A 16,108-nucleotide genomic window follows, 5' to 3' on the forward strand; every position below is an offset into this window, starting at 1 on the left:
CCCTAAGGAGCAACGCTGCCATGGCTCAGCTCTCCCCACTGCTCAAGCAGGCCACCCCGGTCGTCGTCGACCACGGCGAGGGTGTCTACCTGTACGACACGAACGGGCGACGCAACCTCGACTTCACGGCGGGCATCGGCGTCACCAGCACGGGTCACTGCCACCCGAAGGTGGTCGCGGCAGCACAGGAGCAGATCGGCAAGCTGATTCACGGTCAGTACACGACGGTCATGCACAAGCCGCTGCTCGAGCTCACCGAAAGCCTCGGTGATGTGCTCCCCGAGGGCTTGGACTCGTTGTTCTTCGCCAACTCCGGCAGCGAGGCGCTGGAGGCAGCCCTGCGGCTGTCCCGCCAGGCAACCGGGCGGCCGAACGTGATCGTGTTCCACGGCGGCTTCCACGGCCGCACCGTGGCGACCGCGTCGATGACCACCTCCGGCACGCGGTTCAGCGCGGGCATCTCGCCGCTGATGGCCGGCGTGCACGTGGCACCGTTCCCGAACGCGTTCCGCTACGGCTGGGACGAGGCCACGGCGACGAAGTTCGCGCTGCAGGAACTGGACTACCTCTTCGCCACGATGAGCGCGCCCAACGAGACGGCCGCCTTCGTGATCGAGCCGGTGCTGGGCGAGGGCGGCTACGTCCCGGGCAACACCGAGTTCTTCGCCGGACTGCGGGAGCGCGCCGACCGGCACGGCATCCTGCTGGTGATCGACGAGGTGCAGACCGGCTTCGGCCGCACCGGCAAGTTCTGGGGTCACGACCACTTTGACGTCCGACCGGACGTCATCGCCATCGCGAAGGGCTTGGCCAGCGGCTTCCCACTGTCCGGCATCGCGGCCTCGACCGAGCTGATGGCCAAGGCATGGCCCGGTTCGCAGGGCGGCACCTACGGCGGCAACGCGGTCTCCTGCGCCGCCGCGAAGGCCACACTCGAGGTCATCCAGGAAGAGGGTCTGGTCGAGAACGCCGCGGCGCGGGGCAGGCAACTGCTCGACGGCGCCAAGCTGGTGGCTGACAAGACCCCGCAGATCGGCGACGTACGAGGGCTGGGCCTGCTGGTCGGCTCGGAGTTCACCACGGCCGACGGCGGCCCCGACAACGCCACCGCACAGGCCGTGCAGAAGGCCGCGGCCGAGCGTGGGCTGCTGCTGCTCACCTGCGGCGCGCACATGAACGTCGTGCGCATGATCCCGCCGTTGGTGGTGACCGCGGAGCAGATCGACGAGGCACTGGCGATCTGGGCCGACGCGGTCGCCGCCGCCACCAAGAACTGAGAGGTCCGATCCGTGGCCCGCTACATCACCATCACGCTGGACAAGCGTGGCGTCTCCTGCCGGGCGCTGCTGCTCGACGACCAGGCGCCGCGCACCTGCAAAGCGGTCTGGGACTCGCTGCCGCAGAGCGGTTCGGCCTATCACGCCAAGTACGCCCGCAACGAGGTCTACACCCTCGTGCCGCCGTTCGCGGAACCGAAGCCCGGCCGGGAGAACCCGACGGTGACCCCGATTCCGGGGGACGTCGTGTACTTCGGCTTCGAGGCATGGGAGATCGGCAATCCCGCCTACGGCTACGACGAAGGAAGCGAGGCGCACAGCGACCAGGGCGCCACCGACCTGGCGATCTTCTACGGGCGCAACAACCTGCTCATCAACGGCGACGCGGGCTGGGTGCCGGGCAACGTGTTCGCCTCGATCACCGAGGGCCTGGACGAGATGGCCGCGGCGGCACAGGACCTGTGGCTGCGTGGGGTCGAGGGCGAAACGCTGAGCTTCGCCAGGGCCGAGTAGGACCGGAATCCGTCAGGGCCGTCTTGGCTGCGTCGGGCACGCCGAGGCGGCCCTGACGGATTGCACCCCGGGCAAGCCCTCACCTGTCCGAGTGAGAGTGGCACCGAATTTCAAGATCACCATTCGTGGCAGGAAGATCACCCGGTCGGGTAGCCGGAGCGCCCGTATGTCGCATCAAGCCCAACAACACGCCAGGCGACCTACCAGCTCGTGGCCACCGTCGGTATCTCGGCGCCGAGCAGCGCGCCCCGCGCAAAATCCGAAAGAGTTACGTGTTTATCCTGAGAGGATTTCGCCTCGCCCGTCGCGCCGACCCAGCGCGCTTTGACACGTCCCCGGATCGGTGAAAATCTTCTTCTCGCTTTCGAAAGCAGTGCGCGCACATCTCTGTTAATTCGAATCCGTTAAGGAGCCCCTCAATGCAGTTCTTTGCCGCGCATGCCCACCACGCCGACGACATCGTCACGAGCGTGCTGGCATCACTGGCACACGTTCTCGGATGGCTGATCTGAGCTAGCCGGAACTGAGGCGTGGGGCCGGATCGTTGGCGCGGACCGGCCCCACGCCACACTCGAGTCAGCCCACGGAACTCAACGTCCGGAATTGTTCCTCGGACAATTCCAGTGACACAGCGGCACAATTCTCCTCAAGATGTTCCATCGAGCCGGTTCCGGGAATCGGCACAATCACCGGCGAACGACGCAGTAGCCAGGCGAGCGACACCTGCGCGGACGTGGCGCCGAGTTCGGCTGCCACCTTGCCCAGCGCACCCCGTGACCCCGCGTGCTGCCCGGACGCGATCGGAAGCCAGGGAACGAAGGCGATTTCCGCCGCCTCGCAGTACTCCAGCACGTCCTCCCACGCCCGGTCGCTCAGGTTGTAGCGGTTCTGCACGCTCGCGATGTCGGTGATCCCGCGCGCGGCCTCGACCTGCTCGACCGAGACCTCGGACAGCCCGATCCGGTTGACCTTGCCCTCCGCGCGCAGTTGCGCGAGCGCGCCGATCTGGTCCTCCAGCGGGACGAGCGGGTCGATCCGGTGCAGCTGGAACAACTCGATCCGCTCGATCCGCAGCCTCCGCAGCGACAGCTCCGCCTGCTGCCGCAGGTACTCGGGCCTGCCGAGCGGCACCCACGCGCCACCCGGCCTGCTCTGGCCTGCCTTGGTCGCGATCAGCACGTTCGCGGGATACGGCGCGAGCGCCTCGGCGAGCAGTTCCTCGTTCGCGCCGAGACCGTAGGAGTCCGCTGTGTCGATGAACTCGACGCCGAGTTCCACCGCCCGGCGGGCAACGGCCACCGCCTGTTCGTGCTCACCGGGCGGCTTGCGACCGTGACCGGTCAGCCGCATGGCGCCGAAGCCCACACGGCGCACCGAAAGGGTGTCGTCGAAAGAGAAGGTGGGTGAAACAGTCATGCCGGCAGCGTCAGCCCAGCAGCGGCGGACCGCGAGAGATTTAGCTCTCCCTAAATCCACAGAACATGAATATCCTTCATGGCGGGTTGGTGGACCCGCCGACTAGGCTTCGCGTCAACAGTGCAGTGAGGCGCGGGAACGAGAGGGCGGTGCATCGCCATGAGCAAGGTCGACTCCCCAGAGGTGGCGGTGCGGCTGGCGGAGATCGTCGGCCCGGGAAACGTAATCACGGGCCCCGACGTCCCCGAGGACTACGCCCACGACGAGGCACTCACCGGTGAACCACAACTTCCCCGCCACGTCGTCCGCCCCGGTACCGTCGAGGAGGTGTCCGCGCTTCTCGTCGCCGCGGGCGAGCTCGGTGTTCCGGTGACAGCGCGCGGTTCCGGCAGCGGCCTCTCCGGCGCGGCCCGGCCACAGCCGGACGGACTCGTGATCTCCTTCGAGCGGATGAACGCGGTGCTGGAGATCGACACCGTCAACCATGTGGCCGTGGTGCAGCCGGGCGTGACACTGTCCGAACTGGACGAACGTACAGCGGAGGCCGGGCTCAGCTACACCGTCTACCCCGGGGAGCTCAGTGCGAGCGTCGGCGGCACCGTGGGGAGCAACGCGGGCGGTATGCGGGCGATCAAGTACGGCGTCACCCGGCACAACGTGCTCGGGCTGCAGGCGGTACTCGGCACCGGCGAGATCATCCGGACCGGTGGCAGGACGACGAAGGTCTCCTCCGGCTACGACCTCACCCAGTTGATCATCGGCTCCGAGGGCACCCTCGCACTGGCCACCGAGGTCATCGTCAAGCTCCAGCCCCGCCTGGCGCACACCGCCACCGTGCTCGCACCGTTCACCGATCTCGACCAGGTGCTCGCCGCGGTCCCGGAGATCATCTCCAGCGGTCTCGCCCCGAACATCCTGGAGTACATCGACGCCTTCACCATGGCCGCGATCACCTACACGGCAGAACTGACCCTCGGCGTGCCCGACGACGTGCGCGAGGCATCGCAGGCTTACCTGGTCGTGGGGATGGAGAACCGCGACTCCGAGCGGCTGCACAGCGACGTCGAGACGCTGGGCGAACTGCTCACCGGCATTGGCGCCGCGGACGTCTACGTCCTGGAGGGCACCAGTGCGCGCAAGCTGATCGAGGCACGGGAGAAGGCCTTCTGGACGGCGAAGGCGGCGGGCGCCGATGACGTGATCGATGTCGTGGTTCCTCGCTCTGCGATGGCCGCCTTCCTTGCCAAGGCACGGGAGCTCGCCACCGAAGCGGAGTCCGGTGTCGTCGGCTGCGGGCACGCCGGGGACGGCAACGTGCACCTCGCCGTCTTCCAGAAGGACCCGCAGCGCCGCGCCACCCTGCTGCACGACATCTTCGCCGTGGGGATGGATCTCGGCGGGGCGATCTCCGGGGAACACGGGATCGGCAGGGCGAAGAAGGAGCACTTCCTGGAACTGGAGGACCCGGCCAAACTGGACCTGCTGCGCCGGATCAAGCAGACGTTCGACCCGGCCGGAATCCTCAACCCCGGCGTTCTTCTCTGAGAACCACCTGGTGAACTGGAGCGATATGGCGAAGGTAACCAGAGAACGCGCGCGGCGAAGCCCACGAGTGGCGAGGCGGGGCGGATGACTCGCGGTGGTGAGAGCCGACTGTGAGTCCGAGCCCCGCCGAGTCGATCGTGACGCGCGTTATCAAAAGACTCTGAGAACCAGTAGAAAGTGAGCAGCATGAACGGCGCGCAGTCCCTGATCCGCACCCTCGTCGACGCCGGAGTGGATGTCTGCTTCGGCAACCCAGGCACCTCGGAGATGCACTTCGTCGCGGCATTGGACACCGTGCCCGAGATGCGCGGGATCCTCGGCCTGTTCGAGGGCGCCGTGACCGGCGCCGCCGACGGCTACGCACGGATCGCGGACAAGCCGGCCGCCACGCTGCTGCACCTCGGCCCCGGACTGGCCAACGGACTCGCGAACCTGCACAACGCGCGACGGGCGAACACACCGGTGGTCAACGTGATCGGCGACCACGCGACTTATCACAAGAAGTACGACGCGCCACTGGAATCCGACATCGAGGCCCTGACCGGCACGCTCAACGGCTGGGCTCGCAGGTCTGCCTCCACTGCCGAGGTGGGCGCCGACGCCGCGGCCGCGGTCGCGGCGGCGATGGACCCGCCGGGCCGCGTCGCGTCGCTGATCCTGCCCGCGGATGTGTCGTGGGGGGAGGGTGGCGAGGCGTGTGAGCCGGTGCCGCCGCGCACGGCTCCTTCGGTCAGCGAGAGCGCGATCAAGTCGGTCGCCGAGGTCCTGCGCACGGGCGAGCCAGCGGTGCTGCTGATCGGCGGGCGAGCCTGCCGGGAAGCCGGGCTGCGCGCAGCCGCGCGCATCGGTGCCGCCACGGGAGCCAAGGTTCTGGTGGAGACATTCCCCGCCCGGATCGAGCGCGGAGCGGGCCTGCCGATGGTGGAGCGGCTCGGGTACCTGGCCGAGCAGGTGGCTTACCAGCTCGACGGCGTCAAGCACGTGATCGTGGCCGGGACACGGCCGCCGGTGTCGTTCTTCGCCTACCCCGGCAAGGCAGGCGACCTCGTGCCCGAGGGCGCGCAGGTGCACACCCTGGCCGAGGTGGATCAGGACATGGTCGCGGCGCTGGCGGATCTGGCCGATCTGGTGGCTCCCGGCACCGAGCCCGTCGTGCAGGAGGCAGGGCGGCCCGCGCTACCCACGGGGGACCTGACGCCGCAGAACTGGGTCGACGTCATCGGCGCGCTGCTGCCGGAGGGCGCGATCATCTCCGACGAGGCCAACACGTCGGGGCTGCTGCTGCCGGCCGCGACGGCGGGCGCGCCCCGGCACGATGTGCTCACCCTGACTGGTGGGGCGATCGGCCAGGGCATTCCGGTGGCGACCGGGGCCGCGATTGCCGCGCCCGATCGCCCGGTTATCAACCTGGAGTCCGACGGCAGTGCGCTCTACACGATGTCGGCGTTGTGGACGCAGGCACGGGAGAACCTGAACGTAACGACGGTGCTGCTGAACAACCGGGCTTACGCCATCCTGCGGATGGAGTTGCAGCGGGTCGGTGCCGAGGGGTCCGGGCCAAAGGCCGCCGAGCTACTCGATCTGTCCACGCCGGACATGGACTTCGTCAAGATCGCCGAAGGCCTCGGTGTCCCCGCCACCCGAGCCACCACGGCCGAGGAACTCGCCGACCAGTTCCGCACCGCACTGGCCGAACCCGGCCCCCACCTGATCGACGCCATGATCCCACCCCTCCTCTGACCCGAGTTGGCAGTTCGGGCGTACGCGAATGTCGAACTTGTGTACATGAACGGCAAACTCCCGTGCAGGAACTGCCAACTCGCGCGCGGGAACCGCAAAGTCAGGGGTCGGGCTAGGACTTGGTGACCGTGACCAGCCACGCCGGATGGTCGGTGGTGCCGGCCATGTCGATCTTCTTGCCGCTGACGAACGTGAGCGTCTTCGTGGCGAACACGTGCTGGAGCCCGCCGTCGCCCTTTCGGTAGAAGCCGCTGCGGTTGCAGTCCTGAGCGTTCGGCGTGCCGCCGTAGCGCAGGTTCATGTCACCGGACACCACGACCGGCGCGCGCTTTGCGTAGTCGACCGCGCGGCTCATCAACTCCTTGCACTGGGCGAGCGCGACCGCGCCGTCGCGGGCCGCGAGGTGCGTGGTGCAGGCGCTCAGCGCACCGGCGGGCAGGCAGGCCCACACCCGCTTCTCGTTGCTGCTGTCCTGATTGCGGAACCGCCCACTGACCCCCGTGCCCGTGGCGACCGAATTCACCACCATGATCGCGTTGCCGTAGTTCTGGCCGTTCCGGCACTTCACCGCCGAGCCGTCCGGGCGTTGTGCGGCGACGAACTTCGTCCGCGCACCGCCCATCGCGTCACGCAAGGTCGCGACGTCACCCGAGCAGGCCTCGTTCACCGAGAGCACGTGCGGCTTGGTCGTACTGATCACCGACCGGGCCTTCGTGATCACCTTGTCGCCCGTGAAACAGCTCGCGGCCCCGCTGTGGCAGATGTTGAGCTGAAGCACTCGTACCTGTGTCGCGGCGAACGCGGTGCCGGGTACCACGGTGGTGAGCGCCAGGAGCAGTGCGGTGACGAACGCGAGACGGCGGTACATGAGACCTCCCCAGTGTCAGCAGTGCACCGAATAGTCCCATGGCCAACGTCAGAAAGTCACCGATTCAGCGGATCAGGTGGCCGCGGGAACCAGCTCGTCCAGCAGCGCGCGCACCCTTCGGTCGATCTCGTCACGGATCGGGCGCACGGCGTCCACGCCCTGGCCGGCCGGGTCGTCGAGCTGCCAGTCGAGGTACCGCTTGCCGGGGAACACCGGGCACGCGTCACCGCAGCCCATCGTGATCACGACGTCCGCGGCCTGCACGGCCTCGGTGGTCAACGGCTTGGGAAACTCCTGGGTCAGGTCCAGTCCCAGTTCCGACATGGCCTCCACTACGGCCGGGTTGACGGACTCCGCGGGAGCCGAACCGGCCGAGCGCACCAGCACCCTGCCCTTGGCGTGGTGGTGCAGCAGCGCGGCGGCCATCTGCGATCGGCCCGCGTTGTGCACACATACGAACAGCACTTCGGGAATCTCGGACACGGTGTCTCCCTGGTTCTTGGCTGTGGACTCCAGCCGCTCGCGAGCGAAGCGGGCGGCGAGGACAGGTAGGTAGGTGTGGACGCGGGCGCCACTGTTGAGTTGTTCGAAGGAGTTGTGCACACAGGCGCGGACGGTCTCGATCGAGAACGTTCCGTCGAAGCGGCGGGCCAGCTCCTCGGCCTCACGGTCGAGCAGCAGCTGGACGTGCGGATCGTCGAGCCGGCAGTCCTCGGTGTCCCGGCAGGTCTCGTCGTACTCGTCGTGCGTCATGACCGCATCCGCTCGGATTCGGCGGGCTTGGGGGTGAAACGTTTGCGCAGCGCCAGCGAGACGTAGACCAGCGCCACCAGCACCGGCACCTCGATCAGCGGGCCGACGACCCCGGCGAGCGCCTGCCCGCTGGTGGCGCCGAACGTCGCGATCGCCACCGCGATGGCCAGCTCGAAGTTGTTCCCCGCAGCGGTGAAAGCCAGGGTCGTGGTCCGCTCGTAGTTCAGTCCGAGTGCGGCGCCGAACGCATACGAGCCCGCCCACATCACCGCGAAGTAGGCCAGCAGCGGCAGCGCGATCCGCACGACGTCGAGCGGGCGGCTGGCGATCTGGTTTCCCTGCAGCGCGAACAGGATCACGATGGTGAACAGCAGCCCGTAGAGCGCGACCGGGCCGATGCGGGGCAGGAACTTGGACTCGTACCAGTCGCGGCCCTTCGTCCGCTCGCCGATCCGCCGGGACAGGTACCCGGCCAGCAGTGGGATACCCAAGAAGATCAGCACACTCTTCACGATCTGCCAGCCCGACACCGCCAGGTCGGTCTGCGGCAGGCCGAGCCAGCCGGGCAGCACGGACAGGTAGAACCAACCCAGCGCACCGAACGCGATTACCTGGAAGACGGAGTTCAGCGCCACCAGCACCGCAGCGGCCTCCCGGTCGCCGCAGGCCAGGTCGTTCCAGATGATGACCATGGCGATGCAGCGGGCGAGGCCGACGATGATCAGCCCGGTGCGGTACTCCGGCAGGTCCGGCAGGAACACCCAGGCCAGCGCGAACATCAGCGCGGGCCCGATCAGCCAGTTCAGCACCAGGGAGGACCACAGCAGCTTGCGGTCACCGGTGACCGAGTCGAGCTTGTCGTAGCGCACCTTGGCCAGGACCGGGTACATCATCACCAGCAGGCCGATCGCGATCGGCAGCGAGATCCCGTCGATCGCGACCGCGTTGAGCGCCGTGTCGAGGCCCGGGATCCAGTCTCCGGCCAGCAGGCCCAGCACCATCGCGGCGCCGATCCACAGTGGAAGGAACCGGTCCAGGGTGGACAGTTTGGCGACCACTCCGTCCGTCATGCGGTCACCGCCATCGCCAACTCGGGCACCAGCACGCCGGACAGCCGTGCGAGCTCCGCGGGATGACTGCGGTAGTAGATCCACGTGCCGCGACGCTCCCCGGTGATCAGACCGGCCTCGCGCAGCACCCTGAGGTGATGGGAAATGGTCGGGCCGGTGAGAGCGAACCGCGGTGTCAGCTCGCAGACACACACCTCTCCCCCGTCGTGCGAGGCGATCATCGAGAGCAGGCGCAGCCGCACCGGATCCGCGATCGCCTTGAACTTGTGGGCCAACTCGGCGGCTTGGTCTCCGGACAGCGGTTCACTCGCCAGCGGCGTGCAACACACGTCCTCGGCGCCGGTCTCGGCCGGGGGGAGCTGATTCGACATGTATCTATATTGACAGACATCAAATCAAGCCGCGAGCCCTCCCCCTCTCCTCCCGCACTTTCCCGGGAAAGTGCGGGCGTTGCACGCGCGGGGTATCGCACTTTCCCGGGAAAGTGCGGGGCCGCGCGGGAGGGAGGGAGGGAGGGAGGGAGGGAGGGAGGGAGTGCGACGTGGAACGGCCCGCCGCTCGCGGGATGCGAGCGGCGGGCCGTTCAGTCAGACCGCGGTGCCTACTCGAAGATCTCGCCCTTCTCGGCCTTCTCCACGAGTGACTGCGGCGGGGTGAAGTGGTCACCGTAGCGCTCGGCCAACTCACGCGAGCGCGCGACGAAGCCCTTCAACCCACCCTCGTACTGGTTGACGTACTGGATGACGCCACCGGTCCACGGCGGGAACCCGATGCCGAAGATCGAACCGATGTTGGCGTCCTGCACCGAGGTGAGCACGCCCTCGTCGAAGCACTTCACCGTCTCCAGCGCCTCGGCGAAGAGCATCCGCTCCTGCAGGTCCTTGAACGGCACGTCACCGCTGCCCGACCTGAAGGCGTCCCGCAGCCCCGGCCACAGGCCGACGCGCTTGCCGCTCTCGTCGTAGTCGTAGAACCCGGCGCCGGTGGAGCGGCCCTTGCGGTCGAACTCCTCGATCATCCGGTCGATCACGGCCTCGGAGGAGTGTTCCTTCCAGGTGCCGCCCTCCGCCTCGACCGCTGCCCGCGTCTCCTGCCGGATCTTGCGCGGCAGGGTCAGCGTGAGCTCGTCCATCAGCTGCAGCGGCGGCGCCGGGTACCCGGCCTGCGAACCGGCCTGCTCGATGCTCGCCGGCTCGACGCCCTCACCGAGCGCCGCGATGGCCTCGTTGATGAACGTGCCGATCACGCGGCTGGTGAAGAAGCCACGGCTGTCGTTGACGACGATCGGTGTCTTCTTGATCTGCAGCGTGTAGTCGAACACCTTCGCGAGCGTGGCGTCGGAGGTCTTCTCCCCGCGGATGATCTCCACGAGCGGCATCTTGTCCACCGGCGAGAAGAAGTGGATGCCGATGAAGTCCTCCTGGCGCTGCACACCCTCGGCAAGGCCGGTGATCGGCAGCGTGGAGGTGTTCGAGCCCAGCACGGCATCCGGGTTCACGATGTTCTCGATCTCGCCGAACACCTTGTGCTTGAGCTCGGTGCTCTCGAAGACCGCCTCGATCACGAAGTCGACACCGGCGAAGTCGGCCGGGTCGGCGGTCGGGGTGATCCGCGCGAGCAGTGCGTCGGACTTCTCCTGGGTGGTCTTGCCCCTGGAGAGGGCCTTCTCCTCGATCTTGGCCGCATAGCCCTTGCCGCGCTCGGCGTTCTCCTGCGAGACGTCCTTGAGCACGACGTCGATCCCGGCCTTGGCCGAGACGTAGGCGATCGCCGCACCCATCATGCCCGCGCCGAGCACACCGACCTTCTTGGCGGTGTACTTCTCGAACCCGTCCGGGCGGCTGCCGCCGGAGTTGATGTGCTGCAGGTCGAAGAAGAACGCCTTGGTCATGTTCTTCGCGATCTGGCCGGTGGCCAGGCTGACGAAGTAGCGCGTCTCGATCAGCGAGGCGGTGTCGAAGTCCACCTGCGCGCCCTCGACGGCCGCGCTGAGGATCGCCCTGGGGGCGGGCATCGGCGCGCCCTTGAGCTGCTTGCGCAGGTTCGCCGGGAACGCGGGCAGGTTCGCCGCGAACGACGGGTTGGACGGGCTGCCCCCGGGAATCTTGTAGCCCTTGGCGTCCCACGGCTGCACGGAGGCCTCAGGGTTGGCCTTGATCCATTCCTTGGCCTTGGGCAGCAGCTCCTCGACGGAACCGACCAGCTCGTGCACGAGGCCCAGCTCCAGCGCCTTGGCCGGCTTGTGCCGCTGTCCCTGCACCAGCACGTTCATGATCGCGCTCTGGATCCCCAGCAGCCGCACGGTCCTGGTGACACCGCCCCCACCGGGCAGCAGGCCGAGGGACACCTCGGGCAAACCGATCTGGCTGCCCTTGACGTCGGCCGCGATGCGGTGGTGCGTCGCCAGCGCGATCTCCAGGCCGCCCCCGAGGGCGGCGCCGTTGATCGCGGCGACGACGGGCTTGCCGAACGTCTCCAGCTTGCGCAACTGGGCCTTGAGCTCGTTGCCGCGCTTGGTGAGCTCCTCGGCGTGCTCCGGCGTGGCCCGGATCAGGTCGTTGAGGTCACCACCGGCGAAGAAGGTCTTCTTCGCGGAGGTGATCACGACGCCGGTGACGGAGTCCTTCTCCGCCTCGAGCCGGTCGACGGTGGCGCCCATCGACTCGATGTAGTCGGAGTTCATCGTGTTCGCGGACTGGTTCGGGTCGTCCATCGTGAGCACGACGATCCCGTCGGAGTCCTGCTCCCAACGGATGGTCTTCGCTTCGGTCATCTGCTTGTCGCCTCTTCTTCTCGCCCCGGCGCTCAGACGCGCTCGATGATGGTGGCAATACCCATGCCGCCGCCGATGCACAGCGACAGCAGCGCGCGCCGCGCCTGGCGACGCTCCAACTCGTCGACCATGGTCCCGAGGATCATCGCGCCGGTCGCGCCGAGCGGGTGGCCCATGGCGATGGCGCCGCCGTTGACGTTGACCTTCTCCTCCGGCAGCTTCAGGTCCTTCATCCACTTCAGGACGACCGACGCGAAGGCCTCGTTCAGCTCGAAGAGGTCGATGTCGTCGACGGTGAGCCCGGCGATGTCGAGGACCTTCTGGGTGGCCGGGGTCGGGCCGGTGAGCATGATCGTCGGGTCGGAACCGGTGATGGCCGTTGCCACCACGCGCGCCCGCGGAGCCATGCCGAAGTCCTTGCCGACCTGCTCGTTGCCGAGCAGCACCAGCGCGGCGCCGTCCACGATGCCGGAGGAGTTCCCGCCGGTGTGCACGTGGTTGACCTTCTCCACCGAGTGGTACTTCTGCAGCGCGACGGCATCGAACCCGCCCATCTCGCCGATGCCCTCGAAGGACGGCTTGAGCTTGCCGAGCGCCTCGACGGTGGTGCCGGGGCGGCGGTGCTCGTCGTGATCGAGGATCGTGACGCCGTTGACGTCCTTGACCGGCACCACGGACTTGGCGAAGTACCCAGCGGACCAGGCGGCCTCGGCCTTCTCCTGCGACCAGGCGGCGAAGCGGTCGACGTCCTCGCGAGAGAAGCCCTCGATGGTCGCGATGAGGTCGGCACCGATGCCCTGCGGGGCGAAGTAGGTGTCGTAGTTGGTGGCCGGGTCGGTGAACATCGCCCCACCGTCGGAGCCCATCGGCACGCGCGACATCGACTCGACGCCACCGGCGAGGATCAGGCCCTCCCAGCCGGAACGCACCCTGGCCGCGGCCTGGTTGGCGGCCTCGAGACCGGAGGAGCAGAAGCGGTTGAGCTGCACACCGGCGACGGTGTCCGGCAGGCCGGAGGCCATGGCCGCGGCGCGGGCGATGTCGGCGCCCTGGTCACCCACCGGCGAGACGACACCGAGGACGATGTCCTCGATCGCGGCCGGGTCGAGGTTCGGGTGCCGGACCTGCAGTTCCCGGATCAGGCCGACGACGAGGTCCAGCGGCTTGGTCCCGTGCAGGGACCCCTTCTTGCCTTTACCACGAGGCGTACGAATCGCCTCGTAGATGAACGCCTCATTACTCACACCCACGGTCCTTCCTGCAGCACTGCGTGTACGGGGCGGTTACAACGACCGGAACTTGCAGGTCGTTCATGCTAATCCTGACTAACATAATCCACCTTCGGCAGACCCTGTCAATGGGTTGGGACCTACTCCACACCAGGGGTTACCTGACGGGGAACGCAGCACTGGCGATCCCCACAAAGGCAGCTACAGTGTTCTCACCTATGGAACCGACCGCCACGCGTACCCGCCGCCCGCGCGACCGCAAGAGCCAGCTCGCCGCCGTCGCGGCGCAGCTGTTTCGTGCCCGTGGCTACCACGGCGTCGGGATCAACGACATCGCCGCCGAGGCCGGGATCACCGGCCCCGCGCTGTACCGGCATTTCGCCGACAAGCAGGCGATCCTCGCGCACGTGCTGCTCGCCGGCATCGAGGAGATGGAACTGGCGACCGAGCAGACCCTGGCCGGTCCAGGGCAGCCGTCGGCGGACCAGGTCGAAGCCCTGCTGGCAGAACTTGCCCGCAAGTCCGTCGAGCGCAGGGAGGCCGCCGCCCTGTGGCGGTGGGAGGGGCGCCACCTGGCGCAGGAGGACCAGCGGGAGATCCGCCACCGCTCCGCGGCGATGTTGCGTTCCTGGTCCCACGCCCTGCGGCAGATTCGTCCGGAACTCGGCGAGGACGACGCGGAACTGCTCTGCTGGGCCGGGATGAGCGTGTTCGGCAGCGTGTCGGTCCACCACACCAGCATCGCGAAGAAGCGGTTCTGCGAACTGCTGGTCCAGCTCGCGCAGCGAGTACTGCACGTACGGCTCCCCGAGCAGGACGCCGACCACTCCCCCGTGCCACCCGCGTTGGGCCTGGGCACGGCGTCCCGCAGGGAGCAGGTGCTCAGCGCGGCAACCGACCTGTTCCACCAGCGCGGCTTCCACGCCGTGAGCATGGAGGACATCGGCGCCGCGGCCGGTATCGCGGGCCCGAGCGTCTATCGGCATTTCCCGAGCAAGGCGAGCCTGGTCACCGCGATCGGCAAGCGGGCGGCCGAACGGCTCGCACTGGGCGCCGAGTACGCCCTGCGCACGAGTGCCCCCGCCGACGAACGGGAGGCGTTGCGGCGCCTGGCGGAGTCCTACGTCCGCACGCTCACCGGTAGCGCCGAACTCGCGGTCTCCTTCGCGGGTGGTCCGCTCGGCGTCACCGACGAACGCGACCGGGCCGAGCTGATCCGCATCCAGCGGGACTACGTCGCCCAATGGCTGCACCTGCTCGCCGTGGTGCGCCCCGAACTGGGGCCGCGCGAGGTCAAGATCACCGTGCACGCGGCGCTGACCGTCGCCAACGACCTGGCGCGTACCCGGCGGACGAGCGGACGGCCGCATCTCGCTGCCGAGCTGACGGCGATGATGAGCGCCGTCCTCGGGCTCTGATCCCGGGGAACCCCACCGGAACTGCCAGTTCGAGCCCCGGAACTGCCAACTCACGCGCCGGAACTGCCAATTCGACCGCGGGACGTGACCCGGTACTGGCGTGGGTGGACGCGAGACGCTAACCTACTGGCGAGTAGGTAAGCGAGGCCGGACCCCGGCTGATGGGAGACGCGACGATGGTTGCGCCGCAGAAGAAACGAGACGCGATGGGCTTCGGCCTTGCCGCGTTGACCCGGCTCGCCGGAACCAAGGCGATCGACCGGATCGGCTTGCGCAAGCCGGTGCAGAATCTGGTCTCGGCCGGGACCCGCAACGGCTTCCGGGCCGCCGGCGCGGCCAACCGGACGTTCAAGTCGGTGCAGCGCCTCGGCAAGCCCGCCCGCCTGGCGCCGAGCCACGACACCGGGTTGTTCGACCTGACGCCGTCGGAAGAGCAGCAGATGATCGTGGACACGGTCACCGACTTCGCGGCCGAGCAGCTACGCCCGGCCGCGGCGGAGGCCGACGCGAAGGCCGCCGCACCGGACGGTCTGCTGAGCAGGGCCACCGAACTGGGTGTCACCCTCGTCGGGATTCCCGAGGAACTCGGCGGCATCGGCACCGAGCGCTCGGTGGTGACCGGCGCGTTGGTGGCCGAGGCCATGGCACACGGGGATCTGAGCCTCGCGGTTTCTGTGCTCGCGCCGTCCGCGGTGAGCACGGCACTCGTGCAGTGGGGCGACGCCGAACAGCAGGCGACCTACCTGCCGTCGTTCGTCGGCGAGAACGTGCCCGCGGCGGCGCTCGCACTGCAGGAGCGAGTCGCGCTGTTCGACCCCTTCAAGCCGACCACAAAGGCCCGGCGTACCCCGAAGGGCTACCAGCTCGACGGCGTGAAGTCGCTCGTGCCGCGCGCGGCACAGGCCGAACTGTTCATCGTGTCCGCCGATCTGGAGGGGCGCGGCCCGGCGCTGTTCATCGTCGAGTCGTCCACGGCGGGCGTGAGCATCGAGGCCGAGCCCGCGATGGGCCTGCGCGGCGCCGCGACCGGCAGTGTGCACCTGGACAAGGTCTCGCTGCCCGCTGGCGCGCTGCTCGGCGACGGCAAGGCCGAGGTCGTCACGGAGGTCGTCCGGCTCTCCCGCCTGGGGTGGGCGGCACTGGCGGCGGGCACCGGCAAGGCCGTGCTCGACTACGTCGTCCCCTATGTCAACGAGCGTCAGGCGTTCGGCGAGCCGGTGAGCCACCGGCAGGGCGTCGCTTTCCAGGTTGCCGACATGGCGATCGAGCTCGAAGGGCTCCGGCTGGTGATGCTGCGGGCGGCCGCGCGGGCCGAGCAGGGCAAGCCGTACGCCAGGGAGGTCGCGCTGGCCCGCAAGCTCGCGACGGACAAGGGAATGCAGATCGGCAGTGTCGGAGTTCAGCTGCTCGGCGGACACGGCTTCGTCAAGGAACACCCGGTTGAGCGCTGGTATCGGGACCTGCGCGCCATCGGCGTGCTGGAAGGCGTCGTCCTGCTCTGAGCGC

13 protein-coding genes are annotated in these 16,108 nt (G+C 68.3%); 6 read left to right on the forward strand and 7 right to left on the reverse strand.

The annotated features are described in order from the left end of the window. Positions 1-20: 20 nt before the first annotated feature. Positions 21-1,277: an aspartate aminotransferase family protein gene (locus tag BM199_RS05290; protein ID WP_091670375.1), complete on the forward strand. Its 1,257-nt coding sequence runs from the start codon at positions 21-23 to the stop codon at positions 1,275-1,277. 12 nt (positions 1,278-1,289) lie between these two features. Continuing rightward, on the forward strand, positions 1,290-1,790 hold the full coding sequence (locus tag BM199_RS05295) for a DUF3830 family protein (RefSeq protein WP_091670377.1): 501 nt from the start codon (positions 1,290-1,292) through the stop codon (positions 1,788-1,790). Between the two features lie 576 nt (positions 1,791-2,366). On the opposite strand, the gene BM199_RS05300 is transcribed toward BM199_RS05295, so the two are convergent. Further along, the gene (locus BM199_RS05300; RefSeq protein WP_091670379.1) at positions 2,367-3,206 is read right to left on the reverse strand and encodes an aldo/keto reductase; all 840 of its coding nucleotides are present in this window, start codon (positions 3,204-3,206) and stop codon (positions 2,367-2,369) included. Between the two features lie 159 nt (positions 3,207-3,365). Between BM199_RS05300 and BM199_RS05305 the strand changes: the two genes are divergently transcribed. Both BM199_RS05305 and BM199_RS05310 read left to right on the forward strand, forming a co-directional pair. Continuing rightward, positions 3,366-4,751: an FAD-binding oxidoreductase gene (locus BM199_RS05305; RefSeq protein ID WP_091670381.1), complete on the forward strand. Its 1,386-nt coding sequence runs from the start codon at positions 3,366-3,368 to the stop codon at positions 4,749-4,751. A gap of 186 nt (positions 4,752-4,937) precedes the next feature. After that, positions 4,938-6,491 carry an acetolactate synthase large subunit gene (locus tag BM199_RS05310; protein ID WP_177242481.1) on the forward strand — a complete coding sequence of 518 codons (1,554 nt, stop codon included), beginning with the start codon at positions 4,938-4,940 and terminating at the stop codon, positions 6,489-6,491. Between the two features lie 112 nt (positions 6,492-6,603). Here BM199_RS05310 and BM199_RS05315 read toward each other — a convergent pair whose 3' ends face one another. From BM199_RS05315 to BM199_RS05340, 6 genes are all read right to left on the reverse strand, one after another. Further along, positions 6,604-7,359 (reverse strand): endonuclease/exonuclease/phosphatase family protein, encoded by a 756-nt coding sequence (locus BM199_RS05315; RefSeq protein ID WP_091670387.1) that lies wholly within the window; start codon positions 7,357-7,359, stop codon positions 6,604-6,606. A 72-nt stretch (positions 7,360-7,431) separates the two neighbouring features. After that, on the reverse strand, positions 7,432-8,112 hold the full coding sequence (locus BM199_RS34435) for an arsenate reductase/protein-tyrosine-phosphatase family protein (RefSeq protein ID WP_091670391.1): 681 nt from the start codon (positions 8,110-8,112) through the stop codon (positions 7,432-7,434). Beyond that, on the reverse strand, positions 8,109-9,182 hold the full coding sequence (arsB, locus tag BM199_RS05325) for an ACR3 family arsenite efflux transporter (RefSeq protein ID WP_091670395.1): 1,074 nt from the start codon (positions 9,180-9,182) through the stop codon (positions 8,109-8,111). The genes BM199_RS34435 and arsB overlap by 4 nt, the downstream gene beginning before the upstream one ends. Beyond that, positions 9,179-9,553 (reverse strand): ArsR/SmtB family transcription factor, encoded by a 375-nt coding sequence (locus BM199_RS05330; protein WP_091670398.1) that lies wholly within the window; start codon positions 9,551-9,553, stop codon positions 9,179-9,181. Before BM199_RS05330 ends, arsB begins: the two co-directional genes overlap by 4 nt. A 230-nt stretch (positions 9,554-9,783) precedes the next feature. After that, positions 9,784-11,955 (reverse strand): 3-hydroxyacyl-CoA dehydrogenase NAD-binding domain-containing protein, encoded by a 2,172-nt coding sequence (locus BM199_RS05335; RefSeq protein ID WP_091670401.1) that lies wholly within the window; start codon positions 11,953-11,955, stop codon positions 9,784-9,786. A 32-nt stretch (positions 11,956-11,987) separates the two neighbouring features. Then, positions 11,988-13,199, reverse strand: coding sequence for an acetyl-CoA C-acetyltransferase (locus tag BM199_RS05340; protein ID WP_091670914.1), 1,212 nt, complete (start codon positions 13,197-13,199; stop codon positions 11,988-11,990). Between the two features lie 203 nt (positions 13,200-13,402). On the opposite strand from BM199_RS05340, the gene BM199_RS05345 reads away from it, so the two are divergent. Both BM199_RS05345 and BM199_RS05350 read left to right on the forward strand, forming a co-directional pair. Next, positions 13,403-14,602, forward strand: coding sequence for a TetR/AcrR family transcriptional regulator (locus BM199_RS05345; RefSeq protein WP_091670404.1), 1,200 nt, complete (start codon positions 13,403-13,405; stop codon positions 14,600-14,602). Positions 14,603-14,808: 206 nt separating this feature from the next. Next, positions 14,809-16,104 carry an acyl-CoA dehydrogenase family protein gene (locus BM199_RS05350; protein WP_091670406.1) on the forward strand — a complete coding sequence of 432 codons (1,296 nt, stop codon included), beginning with the start codon at positions 14,809-14,811 and terminating at the stop codon, positions 16,102-16,104. Positions 16,105-16,108 lie beyond the last annotated feature (4 nt).

Source organism: Amycolatopsis marina (assembly GCF_900111885.1).
In the GTDB taxonomy this organism is placed as follows: domain Bacteria; phylum Actinomycetota; class Actinomycetes; order Mycobacteriales; family Pseudonocardiaceae; genus Amycolatopsis; species Amycolatopsis marina.

Excerpts from the sequence above, each read along its gene's own strand:
- BM199_RS05290 (WP_091670375.1), top strand. The coding sequence starts at position 21 with ATGGCTCAGCTCTCCCCACTGCTCAAGCAGGCCACCCCGGTCGTCGTC.
- BM199_RS05300 (WP_091670379.1), bottom strand. The coding sequence starts at position 3,206 with ATGACTGTTTCACCCACCTTCTCTTTCGACGACACCCTTTCGGTGCGC.
- BM199_RS05305 (WP_091670381.1), top strand. The coding sequence starts at position 3,366 with ATGAGCAAGGTCGACTCCCCAGAGGTGGCGGTGCGGCTGGCGGAGATC.
- BM199_RS05310 (WP_177242481.1), top strand. The coding sequence starts at position 4,938 with ATGAACGGCGCGCAGTCCCTGATCCGCACCCTCGTCGACGCCGGAGTG.
- BM199_RS05315 (WP_091670387.1), bottom strand. The coding sequence starts at position 7,359 with ATGTACCGCCGTCTCGCGTTCGTCACCGCACTGCTCCTGGCGCTCACC.
- BM199_RS34435 (WP_091670391.1), bottom strand. The coding sequence starts at position 8,112 with ATGACGCACGACGAGTACGACGAGACCTGCCGGGACACCGAGGACTGC.
- arsB (WP_091670395.1), bottom strand. The coding sequence starts at position 9,182 with ATGACGGACGGAGTGGTCGCCAAACTGTCCACCCTGGACCGGTTCCTT.
- BM199_RS05330 (WP_091670398.1), bottom strand. The coding sequence starts at position 9,553 with ATGTCGAATCAGCTCCCCCCGGCCGAGACCGGCGCCGAGGACGTGTGT.
- BM199_RS05335 (WP_091670401.1), bottom strand. The coding sequence starts at position 11,955 with ATGACCGAAGCGAAGACCATCCGTTGGGAGCAGGACTCCGACGGGATC.
- BM199_RS05345 (WP_091670404.1), top strand. The coding sequence starts at position 13,403 with ATGGAACCGACCGCCACGCGTACCCGCCGCCCGCGCGACCGCAAGAGC.
- BM199_RS05350 (WP_091670406.1), top strand. The coding sequence starts at position 14,809 with ATGGGCTTCGGCCTTGCCGCGTTGACCCGGCTCGCCGGAACCAAGGCG.